A 21,065-nucleotide genomic window follows, 5' to 3' on the forward strand; every position below is an offset into this window, starting at 1 on the left:
GACGAGACGTGCGCCGAGGAACGAGCTATGCACCGTCGTTGCCATCGCGCAGGGAATGGATCATGCTCTGCAGGATCCGGAACGCGCCTGACTGCTCGGTCTCGGTCATGCCGGCCAGCATTCCGACCTCGACGGACCGGACCGCTACGGTCGCCTTCTCGAGGCTCCGTCGGCCGCGAGGCGTAAGCCGCGTGGGAAGAACCTTCCCGACGGGTGCCTCCGCAGGCCTGGTCACGTAACCATCTCGTTCCAGGGCCTGGAGCAGCACGTTCATCGACTGCCGTGTCACGAACGCGCCCCGCGCGAGCTCGGAGTTCGACAAGCCCGGTCGTTGAGCCAGCAGCTCGAGGCACGAGTAGTGCGTCACGCTCATCCCGAGCGGCCGCAGCACCTCCTCCATGGCTGCACGGAGGGCGCTCGACGCCTCTTTCAGCAGGTAGCCCAGTGACGTCTCCAGGTCGACGCCGACACCGTCTTGATTCATGTCAGCATTCTGACATAGATTGCCCTGTGTCAGAAAACTGACACGTAAAGAGGGAGCATCATCATGCCCGCCACCGGCCCCGACTTCATCTCGCTCCAAGCGCGCGACCTCGACGCTTCGCAGGCGTTCTACGAGCAGTACCTCGGCCTCGTCCGCTCGCAGGCCGGACCTCCGCACGCCGTCGTCTTCGAGACGAAGCCGATCGCGTTCGCACTCCGCGACGTCGTTCCCGGAACCGATCTCGCATCCGTTGCTCAGCCCGGCATCGGTGCCGCGATCTGGCTCCACGCCACAGACGTCCAGGCCATTCACGACGCTCTCGTCGCCGACGGTCACACCATCGTCTCCCCACCGATCGACGGCCCCTTCGGCCGGACATTCACCTTCGCCGACCCCGACGGCTACCAGGTCACTCTCCACGACCGCGCCTGATCGGCCAAACGCCACCGGACGATCACCGATCCCCGAGGACCGCGGTTGCGCCCTAAGGTCTACTGCCCTTCGGGGCGGCGCGTCGCGCTGCCAAGTATTCGGACCAGTTCCCGCCAGCGAGGGTGGCCCGGCGTTCGGCTGTCGTGGGGTGGATGTCGAGCAGGTCGGCGATGACCATGGGCGGCAGGACTACCAGGGCGTCCATCATGGCGGTGTTCCGTGCTGCGCGGGCGGGCAGACCGTGGTGTCTCAGGGTGTCGGCGAGGCCGAGGGGGTTGCGCGGGCATCCAGGGCTCCGGGTCACGCAGGGCGACGAGCACCGCGCGGAACTGGTCGACGGCGGCCTGGTCCTCGGGGCTGAGGGCGCCGGGCGCGTGGCCGCAGCGGCGGAAGAGACGCTTCATCGGGTGGCCTCCTGCGTGGGGCTGGGGTGGGCGGTGCCGTTGGCGGACGTCTTGAGCACGCGCGGCAAGTGGACGTGGAGGTGCTCGACTTCGACCTCGCGACCTCGGTAGCGGAGTGCGCGGGCAAGGATTTCGGTGAGGCCGCTTGCACTTTTCCGGACTAACTGATCGTTTCAGAATGAGGTGCGCAGGCGGCGGAGGCAGATGAGACTGCAAGCCAGTTCGAGCAGGCCCTGGTGGAGGTCGGCTCGTCTTTCGTAGCGGGTGCGGAGCCGTTTGAACTGATGCAGCCAGGCGAAGGCGCGCTCGACGACCCAACGGACCTTGCCCAGTCCGGAGCCGTGGGCGACGCCGCGTCGGGCGATCATCGGCTTGATGCCGCGCTTCCACAGCAGGCGGCGGTACTTGTCGAAGTCATAGCCCCGGTCGGCGTACAAGCGTCGGGGCTTGCGACGGGGGCGTCCCCGCAGGCCCCGGATCGATGGGACCGCGTCCAGCAGCGGCAGGAGCTAGGTGACATCGTGTCGGTTCCCGCCGGTGAGCGTGACGACGAGCGGAGTTCCGTTGCGGTCAACGATCAGATGGTGTTTGGAGCCGGGACGGGATCGGTCGACGGGCGAGGGGCCAACGTGATCCCTCCTTTGAGAGCCCGGACGTGCGACCCGTCCACCGCGCAGTCGTCCAAGTCCAGCAGATCGGCGCGGCGCAACTCGGTCAGCAGGGCGGCGTGCAAGCGGGGCCATACGCCGGCCTCGGTCCAGTCGCGCAACCTTCGCCAGGCTGTGACTCCGGAGCAGCCCACAGTTTCGGCGGGCACATCGCGCCACGCAACACCGGTCCGCAACACGTACAGGACGCCCGCGAGGGCCGCCCTGTCCGGAACGCGCAACCGCCCGGGGTAGCGGCGGCGCCGTTCGGGAGCGAGCGGAAGCAGCGGAGCCACGCGCTCCCACAGGTCATTTGAAACAAGATCAGCACGCACGCGGACACCCTGCCGACCAAGATCGCCGAGCGCAAGATCCGAGTCTCAACTGAATTGGTCAGAAAGGCTGGTGGGCGTAGATCTTGCGCCACTGGTCAGCGGTGCCCCGCTCGCTCATCCCGGCGGCCCGGTAGACGCTGAGAGCGCCGGCAGAGTTGTGGGTGTCGACGTCGACGCCCACGCTGTGATGGCCACGGTCCCGGAGGAGCCGGAAGACGGTGCGCAACAACTGCGTGCCGATGCCGCGGCCGCGGTAGGCATCGAGAACTCCGAGCCAGGCGATCCATGCGCGCTCTGACGGGTCGCGAGCGATGACAGCACCCGCACAGACCCCATCGACCTCGGCCAGCCACCACAGGGCCGCGTCGTAGCTGCCGCGCTGTCGCTGGTCACGGTCGAACTCGGCGAAGGTACGCCGCCGATGGTTCCAGTGCCCGGCCAGCGCGTCCTCCAACACAGAGTGAACCGCGCGCCGGTCCTGGTCATCGGCAGCGACGCGCAGTCGCACACCGAGGGGTGGCTGAGCCGGTTGGGGGAACTCGGTGGTATCCAGGTCGACTCTGAGGCGCGTGTAGCTGTGCACGATGCTCCAGCCCTCGGCGGCCATGAGGTCATGGGCCGGGCAGTTGGGCAGCTGAAACATGGTCACGGGGGTGTTGGGGTGTGGCGCGTCCCATAGCACCCACTCGTCGAGCAGGTGAAGCAGTGCTCGGGCCGTGTCCGTAGCGCCGTCTGCGGGTGCAAGGATCAGATGGGCCCGGAGTTGGCCACCCTGCGGTGCCGGATGCAGGGCGACGAAGCCGCTGAGCCGACCCTTCTTCGACTCCACGACCATCGCCCGCGACGCCACATCCAGGCCGGGGCTCGCGAGCAGGTCACGCACGCCTGCTCGCGTCGTCTCCCGGCGCCCGATTGCGGCGTGCTCGGCGCAGCCGAAGAGATCGAAGATCGCCTCGATGTCAGACTCGTTGACGGCTCTGCAATGCACACGGGCACCGTCGCAGGACCGTGCAGCTGTTCACAACCGATATTTGTTGGTGACTATCTCGGGGACCCGACACAGCATTGCCCACGGCTCCGCACCCGCTACGAAAGACGAGCCGACCTCCACCAGGGCCTGCTCGAACTGGCTTGCAGTCTCATCTGCCTCCGCCGCCTGCGCACCTCATTCTGAAACGATCAGTAAGAGATCGCCCTTGGCTGTACCTGCCGCACGGCCGGGGCTGCTTCGAGGCTTCGCCTGCCGTTGCCGATTACGGGCTGAACTGTCTTCATTTGTGGTCGCGCAGGAAGGTAGGGATCTCGTCGCGGGTCGGGTAGTTCGGCAGGGGTGCTGGCTTGCCCTGAAGGAACGCAGTGATGACGGCGACGGCCCGGTCGTTGTTGCCGTCGAGGCCGTTCCACATGTGATGTCCGACTCCGGGCATGTACTGAGTGCGCTGGATGGCGGGGTCATTGGCAAGGACGGTGGTCTCCCATTGACGGACCTGGGAGGAGCACTCGGCGATCATCAGCATCGCGGGGGTCCGGGAACGCCTCAGTTGCGGGGCGATGGAGGGGGAGTCCTTGACCGTCTGCTGGACGCGGAGGCTGGCGGCGGGGCTGAAGGAGAAGTTCTGTGCGGTGTCCTCGGCGGGGATGCGGTGCGCGTCGCGCGCACAGTAGGCGGATGCGGTGTCGCTGCCGAGGTCGGCGGCGGTGAAGGCGTTGTCGCCTTCGGCCTGTCCGATCAGTCCGGTGTCGGGGGTGAGGAGTCCCAGTCGCATGAGGCCGAATGCCACGGCGTACCGGGGGACGTGCGTCGATCGCGATCCGGTCGGGGCCGGCGCGAGGCCGCGCGCGGATTTTCGGCCCTTGTACCCGGTGATGTGTGCCGTGGGGCCGTCCATGGGGCCGGGCTCAGCGATGATCGCCCGGTGCAAGCGTGCGGCGACGCTCGGGTCGGCCAGGGCTCGGGTGAGCACGGCCCCGCCTGAGGAGAATCCGAGGATGTCGACCTTGCCCTTGTTCAGGCGGTCGACGAAGGCGGCGAGGTCGCGGACCGACCTGGAGATCGTGTACTGACTCATGGGGAGGAGGTCGCTTCGTCCGCCACCGGCCTGTTCGTAGGCGTAGATGTCGTAGCCCTGGCGTGCCAGGAGTTGCAGGAACCGGTGGTCGAGCACCGAGATGCCGCGGACCGGTCCGCCGTTGAGGTACACGAGCGGGATGGGATGCCGGGTGCCGGGATTCGCGGGCGGGTAGTGGTACGCCGCTACCCGGCTGCCTGTGGCCAGGCTCCAGTGCTGCGTGGCCACGAAGGGTAGGGCGGGCGGGTACTGCCGGGCCGTCGGCACGGCCGGGATGCAGACCGGCGCTGTCAACGCCGCCGCGACGATTACCGGCAGGAACGGCAAGAGCCGCGCCGGCCAGGTGCGCTGCCGGCCTCGCCACAGCGCAAGGACAGTCCCGGCCCCGAGGGTCGACAACCACGCGGCGAGCCCCGAACCTGCCCCGTCCGTGAGGGCGATCAGTGCGAGAAAGACGACGACCAGGGTCGCGACGGCGGCCAGGGCTAGTAGTAAGCGTCCGGTGAAGCGGACGGTGCGTATGGCGGACGTGGGCACGGCGGACCTCCGACAGTTTCAAAACGATGTTTCAAAACGACGTTATCAGAGGGGGTAGGCTGCTGGCCGTGGGTAGGCCGAGAACAAACGACGAGGTCGTCAAAGAGCGGCTTGTGGAGTGCGCGACCGAGATGCTCGCCACCCGTCCGCGAGAGTCGGTCACGGTCCGCGCCGTGGCCGCTGCTGCCGAGACGTCGACGACGGCGGTGTACTCCTTGTTCGGTGGCAAGGACGGGCTGATCGGTGCGGTGCGCGACAGAGCCGTCGCCGGCCTGTTCCAGGATCTGTCGGCGGTGCAGACCTCCGCAGATCCTCTCGCCGACCTCTACGCGCTGGCCGTCGCCTACCGTCGTTGGGGGCGCGGACACAGCCACCTGTACACGGTGCTGTTCGGTGGTGTGCAGTCCTTCGACCCGTCGGGAGAGGTCGGTGTCAGTGACCCGATCCGTCCGCTCCTCGCGGCGATCGATCGCGCCTTGACGGCGTCCGTCCTCGCCGGCGACGCAACGTCGATCGCCCTGTCGATCTGGGGAACCCTGCATGGGCTCGTGACTCTCGAATTGGCCGGGGCCCTCGACGCCACCACGGCCGAGGCCGCATTCCGCTCGACGATTCACGCCACGCTGCGAGGATGGACGACCCCGGAGTTGTTCCGCAGTCTTCGCCAAGCCGAACTCGCTCGGCGACAGGATCAGGGCCGGTATCTGGGCTCTCCCGATCGTGGCTGAAGCAGTGGTGCGTGGTCGGTGAGGACCGGCATGCCAAGGCCAACCAGCTGCGGCCGGCCATCGGTCGGAGCCCGTTTGAGGCTGTTGAGCTTGGCCATCGCGGCGTCAAAGCTGACTTGAAGTCCTTCGACCTCGCCGAGCCAGCCGTTGGCGCGGGCCTCGCGGATGCGCTCGCGGAGGTTCTGGATGATCTCCAGGAGGCGGGGCTGTTGGCGAGGATCCATCTGGAGGACGGGGCAACGGATGCCCCGTTGACTGAACGAACCAGGCTGATTGTGCAGTTCAGGGCATAGGTGAGTTTGTCGCCCAGTACGGTCTGCGGTCGTGATGAACGATCGTGTGCCCGAGCGGGATCTGTCGAGGTTGACCATTCCTCGGTGGGGTCGGCTGGTGGAGACCGGCGACCGGTACGAGCCCTACCGGCTCGTCGACGCCGACGGCGCGGCCGTGGCGCCGGTCGCGGTGTTCTTCCAGGAACTGCTCGCAGCCGGGAAGGCGGCGGTAACCGTCCGCCCCTACGGCATGGGCCTGCTGCGGTGATGACGGTTCCTGCACGCGATCCAGGTGCCGTGGGACCGAACGACGCGCGTGGAGGCTCGGGACTTCAGCTGCTGGATCCAACTGACCGTCAAACCACGAACACCCGCGGCCAAGCGGCGGCCGGCCCGCACCGTCGGCACGCCGAATCCGGTGACCGGGAAAACGAGCCCTGGGCTCGGCTATGCCCCGTCGACCGTCGCCCACAGCGAAACGGTACTGCGCAGGTTCTACGACCTGCACCATGATGGCGGATCCGGACCGCTACTCAACCCGTGTCAGCGGTCATGCAATTCCCCAGGATCTCCATGATCAGCGTCACGTCATTCCCCACCTGGGCTGGGGCCGTGACGGGCCGCCCGACGGCTGAGTGTGCGGCTGGTCCGGTCGGTCAAGGGCGCCTTCGGCGGCGCTACGCGCTGGCCTCGCGGCCACCCTGGACAGCCCTGACCAGCCTGAACGACGGTCTGGCTATCGGGCGGCCCGGGAACCTCTGGCGCCCTGGGGATCCCGACGCACGGTCACCGTCCCCATGGACACGGCGGTCGCGACGTCACCGTCCCCCTGGCCCATTACGTGACGTTCCGGGTGGGGAATTGGCTGACCGTCGACAACCCGTTCCCGCTCGACCTGGCGCGTCGCTCCGGCCGCGCGCACGCACACCACAACCCGATGGACGCCTGGGTGTCGGCGTACACCTCCTTTTGCGCAGGGCAGTACAGCCGAAGGCGCTCAGCCCGGTCGGCCGCGACGAGGAGGCTCGGCGTAATCGGTAGGCGATACGGGCGGCGGGTACGGAACACTTCCCAGAGTGATCACGATGCAGCCCGTCCTGGAGATGTACGCACCTGACGGCTTCGATCTTTGGCCTGTCGCTGACTTCGAGCCGTTCAGCTTCCTGCGCCTCAGCGGTGAGCTCTCACCTGCCGAAGCCGTAGGGTCGCCCGCAGGTGCCCAGTGACACCTTGCGGAGCTCGAAGTGCTGCTGGAAGTCGTGCCACTCCTGCTCGGTGGGCTCTCGGTACCCCTCCTGCGGTCGGTCGGCCCGGCGCCGGTCGAGGAAGCCGCGGTAGGTCCGCACCAGGTCGTCCTGGAAGACCGCAAGGTATGCCTGAGTGGTGGTCAGCGTCTTGTGTCCGAGGATGCGGGCTGCGATGTGGACGGGCAGGCCGCCGGTGACGGCCTCGGTGGCGAACATCCTGCGGAAGTCGTGCGGGGTGTAGTTCAGCGGCTGGCCTGCCTGATCGCGCAGGCCGGTGGCTTCCAGCCTTCGATCGAGCCTGTGCCTGACCGCGGCCTCGCTCATGACCTGCGGCTGCCAGTAGGGCCGCCGCTGGAAGAGGTGGGGCAGCAGCGGGCCGGTAACGCGCTCGTGGGTGGCTTCGAACGAGTCTGTTGGCCCCACGGGAACGAGTTCTCTGGCCCCAGACAGCGATCTTCGGGACATGATCTGAACGAGTATTTTGGCCCCACCCTCTACCCTCGCAGCGGATCACGGATCCGATCCACGAGGGCGATGCCACGGGGCGCTCAAGCACTATCCGCGCTGGGCGACCGCGGCCCGGCATGTATGTGCCGGCCGTCGGGTTCGGGAGGTCTCCGCTCGGGCCCGGATGGTTCGGCGGCGGGTCAGGAAGGCACTGGTCGCGCGTCCGAGTCCGTGTCGCTGTCTGCAGCTACCGGATTGTCGGGAGTCAGGGAGTGGATGCGTGGTATCGGCGAGGGCAGCAGCCAGAGCAGCGACAGCACTCCGCCGACGGCGCCGATGAGGAGGGTCACCCGGAGGCCGATGAGGGTAGCGAGGAGGCCGCCGAGGACGGCGCCCACAGGGCGTAAGCCGTAATTGATCGTGCTGTACGCGCCGGCCACTCGACTGCGCATGCCATCGGGGATCACGTCCGCCTGAAGGGAGTTGAGGTTGACGTCGAAGAGCATGACGCCAACGCCGGAGAGGAACTCGGTCAGGGCCAAGGCTCCGGCGCGAGCCCAGAGGGGGCCGCCCGCGGCAGCGGCGATGGCGATCGGTGCCGGGAACAACACAGCGCCCACGACGATGCTGCGGCCCACGCCGAGCCTTCGCGAGACCTTCGGGGCGATCACCGCGCCAAGGAGCGAGCCGGTGGCACCGATCCCGAACGCCATGCCGATGACTCCCGCGGTCAGTGCGAGGTTCCGGCTGGCGAACAGCACGATCAGTCCGCTGCCCGCGACAAAGGTGAAGAAGTTGACGGTCGCCGCGCACCCGAGACTCGCCCGCAGCACCGGGTGACGGATGACGAACAGCAGTCCCTCCCTGGCGCGCCGCAGCAGCGGGGGTGTCGCTTGGTCAGGGGCGGCTGGCGGTTCATCGATCGAAACCCGACCGACCAGAACCGCGGACGCCAGGAACGTCAGGGCGTCGACGACGACGGCGACGGGAGCGGTCAACGCCTGGACCAGGGCACCACCGATCGCCGGGCCGGCGACGTATGACGCGGAACGGCTGGCACTGAGCTTGCTGTTCGCGTCGACGTAGGACGACCGGGGAACCAGGTGGGCGAAGAACGGCGGATAGGCGGTGTTGAACAGCACCCCTGCGGCGCCGGTCAGTAACGCCACAGCATACAACTGACCAAGTGTCACCGCCCCCAGCAGATAGGCAGCGGGGAGGGAGAGCAGCACTGCGGCGCGCGCCAGGTCAGCGAGAACCATCAGGCGCCGCTTGTGGACGCGATGGTCGACCCAGGCACCGAGGACGATCGCGAGCAGGTTCGGGGTCCAGATGAGCGCGGTCAGCCATGCCACCTGATTGGCCGAAGCGTGCAGCGCCCCCACCGCGATCAGTGGCAGGGCCAGTTCGGTGATCCGGTCGCCGAACTGCGAGATCGACTGGCCGGCCCAGAATCGACGAAACCGCTGGTCACGCCACAGTGATACGGGTATGGCCTGGTCTGCAGCGCTCATGACGTCCCGCCGGTCTGATCCTCGGCGCCCTCGGGCAGGACGTAACGCAGCAGCCGGACGCCGCGGCCTTCGGCCGGACGCGCGGCCTCGTCACGCGTCACGTAGGGCGCGAGGATGCGTTCGATCGCGTCCTCGATGGCGGCGAGTTCGTCGGCGGAGACGACGACGCGGGTGTTGGACAGACCCGCAAGCCGCTGCCACACCGGTTCGAGCTTGGGCTCGACCTCGGCAGCCCACCGGTTCGGCAGGTCTGCGGAGCGCAGGAACATCTCCCGGGACAGGACCCGCGCGGCCGACCTGCCCTCCTCGTCGTCCGGGTCCTCCGGCACCTCGAACCGGAAGCCGCGCGCCACCGCCTCCCACCGCCGCTGGCGACGGTCCGGGCCGGGCTCGGCATCGCGGACCAGGCCGAAGCCCGCCAAATGCCGCAGATGCCAGCTGGTCACTGACGGGGTGGCTCCCACATCGGGCGAGAGTTGCGTCGCCGTCGCCGGCCCGTGCCGCTGCAGGCGTTCAAGGATCGCCAGCCGCACCGGGTGCGCCAGCGCCCGCATCGCCTGCGGATCAGTGATCTCGATATCGCCCAGCCGATTACCAGAGTCCATGACGTGAGAGTTTCCTCTCACGTATTGTGAGAGTCAAGTCTCATATCTCCAGTGCCGTCAGCCGCCTGATGCGCGTCCCGGCGAGCAGGTGTGATCAAGCGCTGGCGGCGGCCTGCTGGCGAGCCTTGGCGTGGGCGAGCCGGTAAGAGTCGGTGCCGGTCGCGATGATGTCGCGGGCGGCGGCCGGGTCGCGGAGCCGGTCGCGGACGTCCTCGATCCGGGCGGCGGCACTCGCCGTCGGGCGCGCACCGGTCGAGCACGGCTTCGCCCACCTCAAGAACTGGCGGACCCTCACCAAGGTCCGCACCGACCCCGCCCACGCGACCCGCCTCCTGCGCGCCCTGCTTGTCCTGACGAACCTCGAAGTCAACCGCTGACGGATGTGAGGCCCGCTCCGCCCGGACGCTGAAAGTCACTCAGCGACGGTGATTGAACGAAGGTCAGCGTCCAGCATGCGGATCAACTCACCAACCCGTCCGCCGCCACTCGGCGCCGCCGGGAAGCGTTTGAGCACGTCAATGACGACTGGTGTCGCACGATGCACCGTCTGCTCGATACTTTCGGCACCAACGCTCCGATCGTCGCCGTCGACGAGTTCGGCCGCTCTGGCCGCGTAAGCGCCAGCTCCGAGAATGTGCTTGACCTGGGTGGCCTTGGCCAACGGATGCAGGTAGGCGGCGCCTGCCGCAGACATCGCAGCCCACGCTGCCTCTCGGGCAGCCGCAGTATCCGCGCCCTTGGCCGCTTTGAGGGCCGCCGATGCCGTGTCGCGCAGAGACTTCCCGCGTTCGCCGCCCCGGGCGAACTCCCACGCGGCACTGATCGCGTCTCGAGGCCGCGAGTCGTCCGGCTGATCGGCCTCGAATACCTCAAGCGCCGCCTCAGCACAGGCCGCAGCGAACGCGGCGATCTCACGAAGGTCCTGCTTGCTCAGAACGATCTCGCTCGCGTCCCCTGTCATGGGTTCTATCTTCCACGATTGCGCCGGACCGCTAGTCGGTAGGGACGGCTCCGGGCTTCATATGCCGACTGGCTCCCAAGCTGACCGGATGCCGCCCGGCCACAGCGAACGGAAGACGAGCAGCCGACCGCTGACAGACGATCTACTCCTCAGACAGCCGCCCACGACCAGCGTGAGTACGCCGACATCCGGTCATACCAGCCCTTTGACCAGCGAATTCGAGTTGGCGGAGGCTCGCTGAAGCACACCTCGCGCTCGGACGCATCGCCCAGGCCCGCTCGCGGAACTTGTAGTAGCCGGTAAACATCGCGGCCACCGTGATGGCGAAGCTGATGACGGTCAGGGTGACGCTCTGCCAGGTCAGCTCCTTGCCAGTGTCCAGGGCCGCGATCGTGGTCGTGCAGGCGGAGCCGATCATGATGAGGGTCTGCAGGCTGTTGTGGATCCGCCGGTACTTGCGGCTGTCGGCCTGGTACTGCTCGATCGCGGTGGTGACTTCCTCACGGTAGAGGTGGCGCCGGTCGTCCAGGCCCGGGTTGTTCCTGACCTTCTGCTTCCACAGCGACTCCTGCGCGGAGGCGAGCTGCGCCTCGATGCGCTGAAGGGTGGGCAGTCCCCGCCCGGCGAAGTGCACCCCGACCAGCGCCAGCAGGGACATCAGGAGCAGGCCGCCGCAGATCAGATCACCCAGGACGAACCGCGCCGGGCCGCCTGCGGCGAACGCGGCGATGCCCGTGCCGATGACGGCGGTGAGTAAGGACAGCCAGCTGACCGCCCATCCAGTGCGCCAGATGCGGTCCAGCCGCCGGCGCCGTGCGAGCTTCTCCTGTGCGTCGATGACGAGGTTGGTGGTCACCACGTAGATCCGTTCGTCGGCGTCCCGCTGGCGGGCGTGGACCAGGTCGTTCGCGTCCTGGATTCGGCGGGGCGCGTCGTCGTCGAAGTCGCGTGTCACGGGCTCAGCGGGCGAACGCTTCGGTCAGGCGCACGCTGTAGCCGTCCTCTTCCATCACCACGACGGTGACGCCGAACGGATCGGGGTGGTCCAGCTCGATCGGAGTGAAAGAGAAGTTCACCGCGGCCTGGATGGGCGGCACCAGCTCGCCGCCGGGCTGCGGCGCGGGGGCCGGCCTCCAGCCGGGGGCGACCGACGCCCAGCCCTCGGGGCTCCGCGACAGGAGCTGCTCGCTGTAGGGGAACTTGTGCAGGAGGTGGCCGTGGCGGCTTGCGAGCACCATGTTCAGGCACGGCGCCGGGCCGACGATGGGCAGCTCGCAGGCGGTGGCGACGTCGTGGGTCTCCCGGGCGAGGACGACCTCGTCCGCACCGGCCGCAGCGGCAATGTTCGCGAGCTCCGCGATCCCGGCGAGCGCATCCTGGCCGACCTTGAGCGGGCGGACCCAGATCAGCCCGACCAGCTCGCCGCGCACCAGCGGCATCATGACCGGGCGCGGCACCGCCCCCTCGCCCAGTCCCGCGGTGTACGCCTCCTTCATCACGCCGACCAGCGCGTTCCACATCCGTGCTTCCACGGAAGCCCCCTCCGTCTGCCGATCCGATCACCGCACCCTGCCAAGGGGGTTGAGGCCGTGTCAGCGGGATGATCAGCCAGCTCCTCAACGACGGGAAGCTGGCGGGCGCAGTCTCAGGCGGTGGCCTGCGAAGCACCAGTTCCGCACCGATGGGTGCCGGGATGCGGGACGTGGCTCCAGGGGTCGATGCAACGAACGGGGATGGCGGCGGGGACGTGGTGCGCCGCCATCCCCGCAATGCTATGGGACAGAGCCTCCTACGGTTCGCGCCATGACAACAGGGATCTTGATGTACGGCCCGGCGCACGGGCGGACTCTCACCACCGAAGCGACAGAAGTAGAGGTACTGCGTGAGGCCGGTTGGAGCTACCAGCTGACCGACGACTTGGACGATCGAGGAAGGCACATCGCAATGGCGTACATGGACTGATAGATCATCCAGGCCGGGCAGAGGGGCCGCATTCACGTCACCCTCGCCCGATAGACCCCGCGCCACGGGGCGCGGCCTTGCCCGGCGCCGTCGTCACGACGGCGCCGGGTGCCGGCCCGTCCAGCTCGGCTGGAGACGGGGCGTGCGCGATGCCGTACTCGCGGGCGAAGCGGTTGGCCTCCGCGGCGGAGCCGGTCATCCGGTGCAGCCACAACGCGTACGCCACCGACTCCATCTGCTCCGGCGTCAGATACAGCCGCCACCGCTTGATCCCGTGATCACACGAGGCCGTACGGACCTGCTCCGCCAATCCGTCGGCCGGCGGAACTCGGAGTCGGCCGCCAAGGCCGACGAACACCCGCAGCGCCGTCATCTGCGACGGGATCAGCTCCACCATCCGACGGTCCTGGGCTGGCCCACTGGTCGGGGGCTCGGCCCGGGGGCGGAGCAGCCGTAGGCGAAAGTGTCGTGGCCGTACGGGGTCAGACGGGCCGCCCACCGCACGGGGCCGCCCCTCCAGAGCCGAAAGCTCCGCGCGGTCCTCCTGGCAGGGCTGCCGTGCTTGGGCGGTCGTCCGCCCTTCGGGTCGTAGACGCGTGGGGGTGCGGGGCGGCGCATGGCCCGGTCCGAGCGGAGACGTCCGAGGAGTTCGTCGGGGAGGTCTCGCAGGAGGTAGGACAGGCGCATCACGTCGTAGCCGGCGTCGACCACAATCCACACCAGTGGGTCGCCCTCGTGCCACTGGCCTGCTGTGATCAGGCGTCCGACCAGGTCTCGCACTTGGTCGGCGGTCACGGCGGCGAGGTCGTCGCCCGGCCGCAGCCGCACGGCGTCCAGGGTCGCGGTCCAGGAGGAGCGGCCCGTCTCCAGGGCGACGATCCACGAGCTGGGCCAGCCCGGGATCATCAGGTGCTTGTTCTCGCCGCGGCCGTAGGCGTGGCAGAACGAGCGGGCATCGCTGGTGGCGGCGTCGGGGCGCAGCCACGGCGAGACGTCCACTGCCAGGACCAGCCGTCCGTCGGCCGCCTGCGGCAGTGGCACCGAGGCCAGCACCCGCCGGAGCCGGGCGACCTCGATACGGCCCCGGTTGAGAGCGCCGTACAATGCGCCGTGCCCGCGCCGGTGTTCGGGCGCAAGGGCGAGTCCGACCAGTGTCTTCACCGGCCCGTCCGTACACAACAGGGAGTCGGTCAGCTCGAACAGAGCGTCCGTGCGTCCGGTCAAGCAGTCGTAGAAGTCCGCCCGGAAGCATGAGAGTTGCCCGAGCGCATCCTGCGGGACACCCACACACGGCAGACTCATCCCATGGCCTCCCTGCTGAGCGGTGTATCTGTGACGGAGCACAGCATCAGCGGAAGGCCGTTCCCACGTGCCCTGATCTGGGCAAACCCCACTCACGTGTGAAACACATTCGAGGTCGAGCGGGAGGCCACGGGTTGATCAACTTCCAGTTGTGCACGAGTGGGCGCGAACCGAGCGCTGAGCGGGCCCAACTCCGTTGTTTCTGACCCGCAATGTTGTCATGACCGTGAAATGAGCAGCGTCGGAGCGAGCGGCATTCACCAGAGGGGGCGATCCCTGTTCGAGCGGCAGCAAGAGCCAGTGACATGGGCTGGTCAGGTCCTTGAGGCAGCTTCGCTGAGTCTGGGAACGACTCCCGAGATCGACGCAGCCCTGGAGATGGCAGCCGTTCCAACACAGTGGAGCCATGGCCGTGAATTGTTCGATCGGGTCCGCCAAAGCAGCCTGGCCAGCGAGGACCGAATCGCTGAGCATCTGCTCTTCCGACTCGCCGAGCTGGTCGGCAAGCTCGCGCACAACGTTGCGGGACCGTATCAGCACTTCGACCATCACGCCGGATGGCAGATCGGCCCCATCGCGTACCGCCTGACCGTCGAAGTGCAAGATCCGGTACTTCAAGACCGTCTCGCTTCGGCGCTTGGGAGTTGGCCATGGACGGAGCCTGGAACCGTACCCTGACCAGCCTGCGACGTTAAACGACAAGCTCGGCGCCTGTGAGCAATCCCCCGTCGTCTGCCCGTAGGGGCAGGCGGGGGTTGTTCAGGTGTCGGCTGTGGCGGGGGCGTTCAGTAGCGAGGCAGGCAGATAGCCGGACTTGATCCGCAGGTTCCAGCCGTGCACCTGCACGGCGAGCGCGGCCAGGGCGATTGCACCCAGCGGCATCAGGCTCCGGGGCGCAGGATCCTCGCCGACGCCGACGCGGTGCTCCACCAGGCGTTGGTGCAGCGCGTACTCGAAGGCGGCCTGGTCGTCCCGGAGCAGGATGCACAGCAGCCGCTGGTCGGGGCTCGTCGCGCCGGCGGCGTCCAGAGCCAGCGCCGCGTCCAGCCGCTCGTCGATGGATGGCTTGCACAGCGTCACCTGCGGCCAGTCCCGGGGCAGATGGCCCGGGGACGGGGTCAGGTAGCCGCACAGGGCGTCCATGTGCGCGAGGTCGGCCGGATCGGAGATCGAGTCCCGCTGCGCGTAGGGCAAGTTCTTATGCATCATTGGGGCGTATTCCTGTCGGAGTAGCAGCCCGAACACCCGCTCCCAGTCCCTCACCAGGCCGCTGGCCACACAGATGTTAAACGCTTCGACCCAGGTGCGGGCGGTGACCGTGTCGGTCGCGTCCCGCATCTCGTCGAAATCCTTCTCCTCGCTGCTGAAGCGCGTGTGGGTCAGCGGGAAAGGGATCTCCCAGTCGCCGCCCGGGCAGCAGCCCAGCTCCAGTACGCCGAAGAGGGATTCGGCCGCCGTGGTCAGGGCGAGCCGGGTGCGTTCGTCCTGCAGGTCGGGATCGTGCACGCTGCGTGCGGCGACATGGTCGAGCAGCTCGTAGCCGAGCTCCGACAACATCTCCCGCAGCGGATACTCGTGGTAGTAGACGTCCTCGAAACGGCGCTGAACACGGTCCGCTTTGTCGCCGAGGGCCTGCTCCAAGCGCTGCTGGCTCACCGGATGGCGTGGCACGTCGTTGATCCCCATTCGTTCATCCTGTCAGTCGCCACCGACAACCCGGCCCTCAGAACCTGTGAACAGACCCCCGGCTGCGTCGTGGTGTGTGTGGTGGTGGAAGTCGGCGTCGCCCGCGACGCTGCCGGTCAGTGGCGCCACCCCGCGCCGACCTCTCCCCCGCCGACGTCCCGCACCACGATGCCCGCGTGATCGATACGCAAGCAGCCCCGGCCGGGACGGAACCCGGCCGGGGCTGTCGACGTGCGTGGTCGTGAAGGGCGGTCGCCTACGCGGCGAAAGACGGCTTCCTCTCCCACGACATGGTCGGCCTGGGCATCACCCACGACGAGACGGCCATCGTCAGCCGCGCCGCCAAACGCACCCCCGCGCCAGTCCAGCCGGTACCAGTGGGCCAGGGCCGGGTGAACGCCGCGTCGAAGAGCTACAACTGACAACGGCCGAACGCAACCGCTGCTCATGATCACCAGGGTTCGCTCTGACTGTGCACATGGTCACGCGGAATTGCTCACGAAACCGCAGAACCTACTACTCCAGCCGTAGATCGTGATCATGTGCGCGAAAGGCCTGTCGCCAGTAGCCTGCCGGTGTTTCCGGAGATTGAGGCCGGGGCCGCGCAGATGCCGGACGCGACCGCGCATCTCAGAGACAGCGCCCCCGACGGGCTTCCCGAGGCCTTGTCTGGTCTTCACATCAACCCCCGGTCTCAGCTGGCTAATACCGCTCTTCCCCGGGCCGCATGAGCCAGCTGATGGCACCGAGAACGAGGCACGATTCCTGGACCGCTCACGGACGCGGGCGTGGACGGTCGAAGTACGCGTCAGCTGGCCCGAAGACCGACCGCCAGCGTCAGTTCAAGGACCCGGTGTGGCGATGCGAGATCCGGAAACAGCTCCCGCAGCTGCGACATCCGGTACCGGACTGTCTGGGGATGGACGAACAACGCCGCCGCCACCTCGTCCCGCCTGCCCTGGTGCAGCAGCCACGCCCGCAACGTCTCCTCCAGCCGCCGTGCGGTCGCGACAGGCAAGGTCCGCAACGGTGCGAGGGCTCGGGCACGCAGGTCTGCGAACGCGTCCACGTCGGCGCTCAGCACCAGCTCGGGCAGGTGGTCCTCGGTGTCGCGAATATCAGAGGAGAGGGAGCGCGCGCGAACGGCTCGTGCGTACGAGGCGGACGCACGAGTCCATGGCCGGGCCGGCCCGACCACGGCGGTGCGGTCGGTCAGCTGCCGCAAGAGATGTGATCGGTCGGCATCGGGGACAAGCAGCACACCGGTGGCGTCCGGCAGATCGTCGAGGACGAGGGTGCTCGGGTCGAGCGCGCGGTAGGCAGGCCGGGCCTGGGCGGCGGGCAGCAGAACCGCGGTCAGCGAAACCGGAGGCTGCCACCCGGCCCGTTGAACAGAGGCCAGCAGCACGTCCGGGCTCGCGCCGGCGAGGAGGTCGCGGGCCAGGTGTTCCAGGTGGCGCTCGTGAACCCTGCCCCGGGCGGCCAGTTCGTCGGCGTGGCCCGCGGCGCTCGCGGCGGAGAGCTCGTCGATGTAGGCGAAGGTCAGCTCGGCGAACTTGGCGACCTCGGCGGCGGGCAGACCTGCGGGTACGGCACCCGCTGCCAGGCATCGCCAGGCCACGCGGGCGCCGACGCGGTAGGCGCTGAGCAGGGCGTCCATCGAACGGCCGTCGCGCACCTCGCCGCGGCCCAGCTCGTAGGCTGCGTCACCGGCGTCGCCGCCTGTGGCGTTCCCGCTCGCGAGGTCCAGGTAGTGCCCCAGGGCGGTGCGGACGGCTCGGCGGATGGTGCCGCCCATGCGGCCCGAAAGGGCGTTGGCGTAGGGAGGGACCTCGTCGATGATCGCCTGGACGACCTCGTCGGCGGTGGTCTTCAGCGCGGCCCGAAGTGCGGTGACCGTCGTCTCATCGAGGGCCAGTTCGCTGGCCCTCCGGATTGCATGGCTCACGTTTTTGTTCCCTGCGAACAATTCAGCCGACCAGATTTACGTCCTGCGGTCAGGACTTTACGCCCTGAGGCACAGCAAGCTGGAGTCATGACGAGTGCAGCCCTCCGCAGCAGGGCGTGGAAACTGCTGGAGATGGTCACGACGCCGCTGTTGCCGTCGGACTACCTCGACCTGGTCAGCCCGCTGCGTGCGGGCGCTGACCTGCGTGGGCGCATCGAGGCCGTGCACCCCGAGACGGGTGACGCCGCGACCATCGTGATCAGGCCGGGACGGGGCTGGCGCGGCCACACAGCCGGTCAGTACGTGCGGATCGGGGTCGACGTCGACGGGGTGCGCCTGTGGCGTGCCTACTCCATCACCTCGCCGACAAACCGCCAGGACGGCCGCGTCACGATCACCGTGAAGGCGATCCCGGACGGCAAGGTCAGCAACCACCTGGTCTGCAGGGCGAAACCGGGCACGCTGATCCAGCTCGACCAGCCGACCGGTGACTTCGTGCTGCCGCAGGCCAAGCCCGCCAAGGTGCTCTACCTGACGGCCGGCAGCGGCATCACGCCCGTGATGGGCATGCTGCGCGACATCGAGTTCGACGACGTCGTCATGGTCCACTGCGCGCCACAGCCGCAAGACGTGATCTTCCGCAACGAACTGCACGACCTGGTCGCGGACAAGAAGCTGCGGCTCACCGAAGTGCACACCGACACAGACGGCATGCTCGACGTCGCCCGTCTCGACGAACTCGTGCCCGACTGGGCCGAGCGCGAGACCTGGGCTTGCGGGCCCGCGGGCCTGCTCGACGCCGCCGAAGAGCACTGGACCGAGCACGGCGTACAAGAGCGCCTGCACACCGAACGCTTCCGCCCCAGCATCGTCGTCGCCGGCGACGGCGGCGAGGTCACGTTCAGCGCCACCGGCAAGACCGTCGACGCGGACGGCGCCACGCCGTTGCTGGACATCGGCGAGGAGGCCGGCGTGCTCATGCCCTCCGGGTGCCGCATGGGCATCTGCTTCGGCTGCATCACGCCGCTCAAGGCGGGCGCCGTCCGCGACCTGCGCAACGGCGAGATCACCGAGGCCGAGCCGGGCGTCCTCATCCAGACCTGCGTGTCCGCCGCGGCGGGCCCCTGCGACATCGAACGGTAGGAGCACCTTGACCGCCATCGACCCCACCGCCCACCTGACCGCGGAGCAGATCGAGGAGCTTGGCCGCGAGCTGGACGCGATCCGCGACGAGGTGATCGCCAGCCGCGGCGAGAAAGACGCCGCCTACATCCGTAAGGTCATCTCGGCGCAGCGCAAGCTCGAGCTGGTCAGCAGGGGCGTGCTGCTGTTCTCGATCTTCCCGCCCGCGTGGCTGCTCGGCACCGCCGGTCTGTCCGTGGCGAAGATCATGGACAACATGGAGATCGGCCACAACGTCCTGCACGGCCAGTGGGACTGGATGCGGGACCCGAAGATCCACTCCACCACCTGGGAGTGGGATCACGTCTCGCCGTCCGAGCAGTGGAAGCACTCGCACAACGAGCTGCACCACACGTTCACCAACGTGATCGGCAAGGACAACGACCTCGGCTACGGCATCATGCGCGTCGACGAGGACCAGAAGTGGCACCCGTTCCACCTCGGCCAGCCGCTGTGGAACTTCATCAACGCCTGCTTCTTCGAGTACGGCATCGCAGCGTACGACCTGGAGCTCGGCAAGAACCTGCACAAGCGCCGCCGCAAGAACCCGGAGTTCCGCGCGCGGGCCAAGGCCGTGGGCCGCAAGATCCGCAAGCAGGTGCTCAAGGACTACGTGATCCACCCGATGCTGTCGGGCCCGTCGTTCCTCACCACGCTCGCCGCCACGTTCACCGCGAACCTGGTCCGCAACATCTGGTCCCACTCGGTGATCATGTGCGGGCACTTCCCCGAGGGCGTGCAGGTCTTCGAGCGCCGGTCGATCAAGGGCGAGACGCGCGGCCAGTGGTACCTGCGCCAGATGATGGGCTCGGCGAACATCAGCGGCAGCAGGGCCATGCACTTCATGACCGGCAACCTGTCGCACCAGATCGAGCACCACCTGTTCCCGGACCTGCCGAGCAACCGGTACGCCGAGGTCGCGGTGAAGGTGCGCGCGCTGTTCGAAAAGTACGAGCTGGAGTACGTCACCGGGCCGCTGCCCAAGCAGGTGTTCTCCGCGTGGCGCAAGGTCTTCCGGCTCTCGCTGCCGAACAAGAAGCCCAAGGTCAAGACGCCGGACCGCGAGCAGGAGCTCGTCGCGGCCTGATTCCCGGTATTGGTTCAGATCTTTCGGCCGTACCGGCGGCACCGCCGGGTTCGGTGAGATCCGTTGCGGACAGTGGGCGGCCGCGACATCAGACCGTACGACACGGGATCCGGGCAGCCCGGTGTCCGGCTGCGCTGCCTGGACGTGCGCCAGGAGCTCAGCACACAGCCCCCGGCGAGGTGTTGTAGTGCGCTGACCTGCCGTGGTCGGGCCGGTAGTCGGCTGCGTACGTGCACTCGGTTTGCCGACGGGCGGGCTGGGTGGAAGGCATGGGCTGTGACGTGGACACTGCCGGAACCGATGCTCGCCGCCCCTGTGTCCGACCCTGCGCTGCTGCCGGGATGGGCCGGTGAGCCGAAGTAGGACAGGTGGCAGGCCCTGGTCTCTATCGACCCGGGGCGGGTGGTACTGCGCTCCAGGCGCGGCACCGACATGGGGCCAGTTCTGTCTCGACTCTGTTCTGTTGCTCTCAGGCGGTCGTGCGCAAAGAACACGCTGCTCATCAAGCGTATGGACCTGACGCGTCCCGCAACAGAACGGAGGAGCCCTTCATCGCGTGTTAGTTAGCGATCTCCCGCCACAAGCTGGCCCGGGACGTGTGCCATGGCAAGCGCGGCGCCATCCACCAGGCGTACCGGGACGGCGTGGAGGACCAGCTCGGCTCGCTCAGTCTGGTCCTCAGTACCATCGTGCTCTGGACGACCCGTTACGTCGACGACGCCGTCGCCCAGCTCGGCCGCTACAGCTTCACTGCCTCGACCCCGGCCGCCGGTGCCCTGCGCCCGCTGAGCGATGCGGACGCGCTCGAGCTGGACGCGGACGACGAAGGCGCGGACTGAACGCCCACATCGGGTGACGGGGGCATATCAGGTGGCCGGGTGTTCGGAAATCGCAAGCGCCAGTAGGGGAGCTGATGTCAGGCTCCCTGATATGTCCGACTAAGAAGCTGTTGTCGTTCCGAATCTGAGGGCGATGTTTTCGCTGGTCAGGCATAGGGTCGGCGATTCAGTGGGAGTGGTGGCGTGTCGTGTCGTCGCTCCCCGGGAGGTCGCGGATGCCGTCCGTGGTCGGACTGCTGGAACAGCACGAGCTCGCTGCTCGTCGTCGTGTCGAGGGGTTGTGTGAGGACGCCGATCGCATCCGGGCCGAGCTGGCCGCGGCCGAGGAGGAATGGCAGGAGTGGGCGATCGCCCGCAGGCGAGTGGGCACGGTCCTG

At 68.1% G+C, this 21,065-nt stretch carries 21 protein-coding genes and 5 pseudogenes; 11 read left to right on the forward strand and 15 right to left on the reverse strand.

Features of this window, described 5'->3' with window-relative positions; translation table 11 throughout:
• Positions 1-25: 25 nt before the first annotated feature.
• Positions 26-484 (reverse strand): MarR family transcriptional regulator, encoded by a 459-nt coding sequence (locus tag ABZ656_RS30420; protein ID WP_360271838.1) that lies wholly within the window; start codon positions 482-484, stop codon positions 26-28.
• 63 nt (positions 485-547) lie between these two features.
• Between ABZ656_RS30420 and ABZ656_RS30425 the strand changes: the two genes are divergently transcribed.
• On the forward strand, positions 548-916 hold the full coding sequence (locus tag ABZ656_RS30425) for a VOC family protein (protein ID WP_101406471.1): 369 nt from the start codon (positions 548-550) through the stop codon (positions 914-916).
• A gap of 52 nt (positions 917-968) precedes the next feature.
• On the opposite strand, the gene ABZ656_RS30430 is transcribed toward ABZ656_RS30425, so the two are convergent.
• The 3 genes and pseudogenes from ABZ656_RS30430 to ABZ656_RS30440 form a co-directional block, all read right to left on the reverse strand.
• Positions 969-1,124: a hypothetical protein gene (locus ABZ656_RS30430; protein WP_360271842.1), complete on the reverse strand. Its 156-nt coding sequence runs from the start codon at positions 1,122-1,124 to the stop codon at positions 969-971.
• A 369-nt stretch (positions 1,125-1,493) separates the two neighbouring features.
• Positions 1,494-2,302, reverse strand: a pseudogene (locus ABZ656_RS30435) (IS5 family transposase).
• A 58-nt stretch (positions 2,303-2,360) separates the two neighbouring features.
• Entirely contained in the window at positions 2,361-3,290 is a 930-nt protein-coding gene (locus ABZ656_RS30440) for a GNAT family N-acetyltransferase (protein ID WP_360271845.1), read from the reverse strand.
• A gap of 84 nt (positions 3,291-3,374) precedes the next feature.
• On the opposite strand from ABZ656_RS30440, the pseudogene ABZ656_RS30445 reads away from it, so the two are divergent.
• Positions 3,375-3,476: pseudogene (locus tag ABZ656_RS30445) on the forward strand (IS5/IS1182 family transposase); the annotation flags it as partial.
• 97 nt (positions 3,477-3,573) lie between these two features.
• Here ABZ656_RS30445 and ABZ656_RS30450 read toward each other — a convergent pair.
• Positions 3,574-4,908 (reverse strand): alpha/beta fold hydrolase, encoded by a 1,335-nt coding sequence (locus ABZ656_RS30450; protein WP_360271848.1) that lies wholly within the window; start codon positions 4,906-4,908, stop codon positions 3,574-3,576.
• Positions 4,909-4,976: 68 nt separating this feature from the next.
• Here ABZ656_RS30450 and ABZ656_RS30455 point away from each other — a divergent pair, with 68 nt between their 5' ends.
• Genes ABZ656_RS30455 through ABZ656_RS30465 form a run of 3 tightly spaced genes read left to right on the forward strand, consistent with a single transcriptional unit; the run spans position 4,977 to position 6,176 of the window.
• Complete coding sequence (locus ABZ656_RS30455; RefSeq protein WP_101406475.1) at positions 4,977-5,636, forward strand: TetR-like C-terminal domain-containing protein; 660 nt, start codon at positions 4,977-4,979, stop codon at positions 5,634-5,636.
• A gap of 11 nt (positions 5,637-5,647) precedes the next feature.
• Complete coding sequence (locus ABZ656_RS30460) at positions 5,648-5,929, forward strand: hypothetical protein (RefSeq protein ID WP_360271852.1); 282 nt, start codon at positions 5,648-5,650, stop codon at positions 5,927-5,929.
• Between the two features lie 31 nt (positions 5,930-5,960).
• Positions 5,961-6,176, forward strand: coding sequence for a hypothetical protein (locus tag ABZ656_RS30465; protein ID WP_360271855.1), 216 nt, complete (start codon positions 5,961-5,963; stop codon positions 6,174-6,176).
• A 916-nt stretch (positions 6,177-7,092) separates the two neighbouring features.
• On the opposite strand, the gene ABZ656_RS30470 is transcribed toward ABZ656_RS30465, so the two are convergent.
• From ABZ656_RS30470 to ABZ656_RS30480, 3 genes are all read right to left on the reverse strand, one after another.
• Complete coding sequence (locus tag ABZ656_RS30470; RefSeq protein WP_360271858.1) at positions 7,093-7,578, reverse strand: tyrosine-type recombinase/integrase; 486 nt, start codon at positions 7,576-7,578, stop codon at positions 7,093-7,095.
• Positions 7,579-7,802: 224 nt separating this feature from the next.
• Entirely contained in the window at positions 7,803-9,116 is a 1,314-nt protein-coding gene (locus ABZ656_RS30475; RefSeq protein ID WP_360271861.1) for an MFS transporter, read from the reverse strand.
• Positions 9,113-9,721: a helix-turn-helix domain-containing protein gene (locus ABZ656_RS30480; RefSeq protein ID WP_101406478.1), complete on the reverse strand. Its 609-nt coding sequence runs from the start codon at positions 9,719-9,721 to the stop codon at positions 9,113-9,115. Before ABZ656_RS30480 ends, ABZ656_RS30475 begins: the two co-directional genes overlap by 4 nt.
• Before the next feature lie 227 nt (positions 9,722-9,948).
• Between ABZ656_RS30480 and ABZ656_RS30485 the strand changes: the two are divergent.
• Positions 9,949-10,098 (forward strand): annotated as a pseudogene (locus tag ABZ656_RS30485) (IS5/IS1182 family transposase); the annotation flags it as partial.
• A gap of 35 nt (positions 10,099-10,133) precedes the next feature.
• Here ABZ656_RS30485 and ABZ656_RS30490 read toward each other — a convergent pair.
• The 3 genes from ABZ656_RS30490 to ABZ656_RS30500 all read right to left on the reverse strand — a co-directional run bounded on the left by ABZ656_RS30490 (position 10,134) and on the right by ABZ656_RS30500 (position 12,214).
• Positions 10,134-10,682: a putative immunity protein gene (locus tag ABZ656_RS30490; protein ID WP_360271865.1), complete on the reverse strand. Its 549-nt coding sequence runs from the start codon at positions 10,680-10,682 to the stop codon at positions 10,134-10,136.
• A 142-nt stretch (positions 10,683-10,824) separates the two neighbouring features.
• Positions 10,825-11,637 carry an SLATT domain-containing protein gene (locus tag ABZ656_RS30495; RefSeq protein WP_360271868.1) on the reverse strand — a complete coding sequence of 271 codons (813 nt, stop codon included), beginning with the start codon at positions 11,635-11,637 and terminating at the stop codon, positions 10,825-10,827.
• A gap of 4 nt (positions 11,638-11,641) precedes the next feature.
• Entirely contained in the window at positions 11,642-12,214 is a 573-nt protein-coding gene (locus tag ABZ656_RS30500; RefSeq protein ID WP_101406482.1) for a hypothetical protein, read from the reverse strand.
• Between the two features lie 271 nt (positions 12,215-12,485).
• On the opposite strand from ABZ656_RS30500, the gene ABZ656_RS30505 reads away from it, so the two are divergent.
• Positions 12,486-12,644: a hypothetical protein gene (locus ABZ656_RS30505; RefSeq protein WP_180362611.1), complete on the forward strand. Its 159-nt coding sequence runs from the start codon at positions 12,486-12,488 to the stop codon at positions 12,642-12,644.
• A gap of 37 nt (positions 12,645-12,681) precedes the next feature.
• Here the strand turns inward: ABZ656_RS30505 and ABZ656_RS30510 are convergent, their stop codons facing one another.
• Positions 12,682-13,143, reverse strand: a complete 462-nt coding sequence (locus tag ABZ656_RS30510; RefSeq protein WP_360271872.1) for a DUF6417 family protein — start codon at positions 13,141-13,143, stop codon at positions 12,682-12,684.
• Between the two features lie 56 nt (positions 13,144-13,199).
• Positions 13,200-13,946: pseudogene (locus ABZ656_RS30515) on the reverse strand (transposase); the annotation flags it as partial.
• Positions 13,947-14,177: 231 nt separating this feature from the next.
• On the opposite strand from ABZ656_RS30515, the gene ABZ656_RS30520 reads away from it, so the two are divergent.
• Positions 14,178-14,624 (forward strand): hypothetical protein, encoded by a 447-nt coding sequence (locus tag ABZ656_RS30520; RefSeq protein ID WP_360271875.1) that lies wholly within the window; start codon positions 14,178-14,180, stop codon positions 14,622-14,624.
• Positions 14,625-14,705: 81 nt separating this feature from the next.
• On the opposite strand, the gene ABZ656_RS30525 is transcribed toward ABZ656_RS30520, so the two are convergent.
• Entirely contained in the window at positions 14,706-15,632 is a 927-nt protein-coding gene (locus ABZ656_RS30525; RefSeq protein ID WP_360271878.1) for an immunity 49 family protein, read from the reverse strand.
• 808 nt (positions 15,633-16,440) lie between these two features.
• A complete protein-coding gene (locus ABZ656_RS30530; RefSeq protein ID WP_101406484.1) occupies positions 16,441-17,580 on the reverse strand; it encodes a PucR family transcriptional regulator in 1,140 nt (379 codons plus the stop codon).
• Between the two features lie 87 nt (positions 17,581-17,667).
• Between ABZ656_RS30530 and ABZ656_RS30535 the strand changes: the two genes are divergently transcribed.
• From ABZ656_RS30535 to ABZ656_RS30545, 3 genes and pseudogenes are all read left to right on the forward strand, one after another.
• The gene (locus ABZ656_RS30535; protein WP_101406485.1) at positions 17,668-18,723 is read left to right on the forward strand and encodes a ferredoxin reductase; all 1,056 of its coding nucleotides are present in this window, start codon (positions 17,668-17,670) and stop codon (positions 18,721-18,723) included.
• 7 nt (positions 18,724-18,730) lie between these two features.
• Positions 18,731-19,849, forward strand: a complete 1,119-nt coding sequence (locus ABZ656_RS30540) for an acyl-CoA desaturase (protein ID WP_101406486.1) — start codon at positions 18,731-18,733, stop codon at positions 19,847-19,849.
• Positions 19,850-20,421: 572 nt separating this feature from the next.
• A pseudogene (locus ABZ656_RS30545) lies at positions 20,422-20,688 on the forward strand (Tn3 family transposase); the annotation flags it as partial.
• Positions 20,689-21,065: the final 377 nt, after the last annotated feature.

The sequence above is a fragment of the Streptomyces sp. NPDC007095 genome (genome assembly GCF_040634475.1).
Lineage (GTDB): Bacteria > Actinomycetota > Actinomycetes > Streptomycetales > Streptomycetaceae > Streptomyces.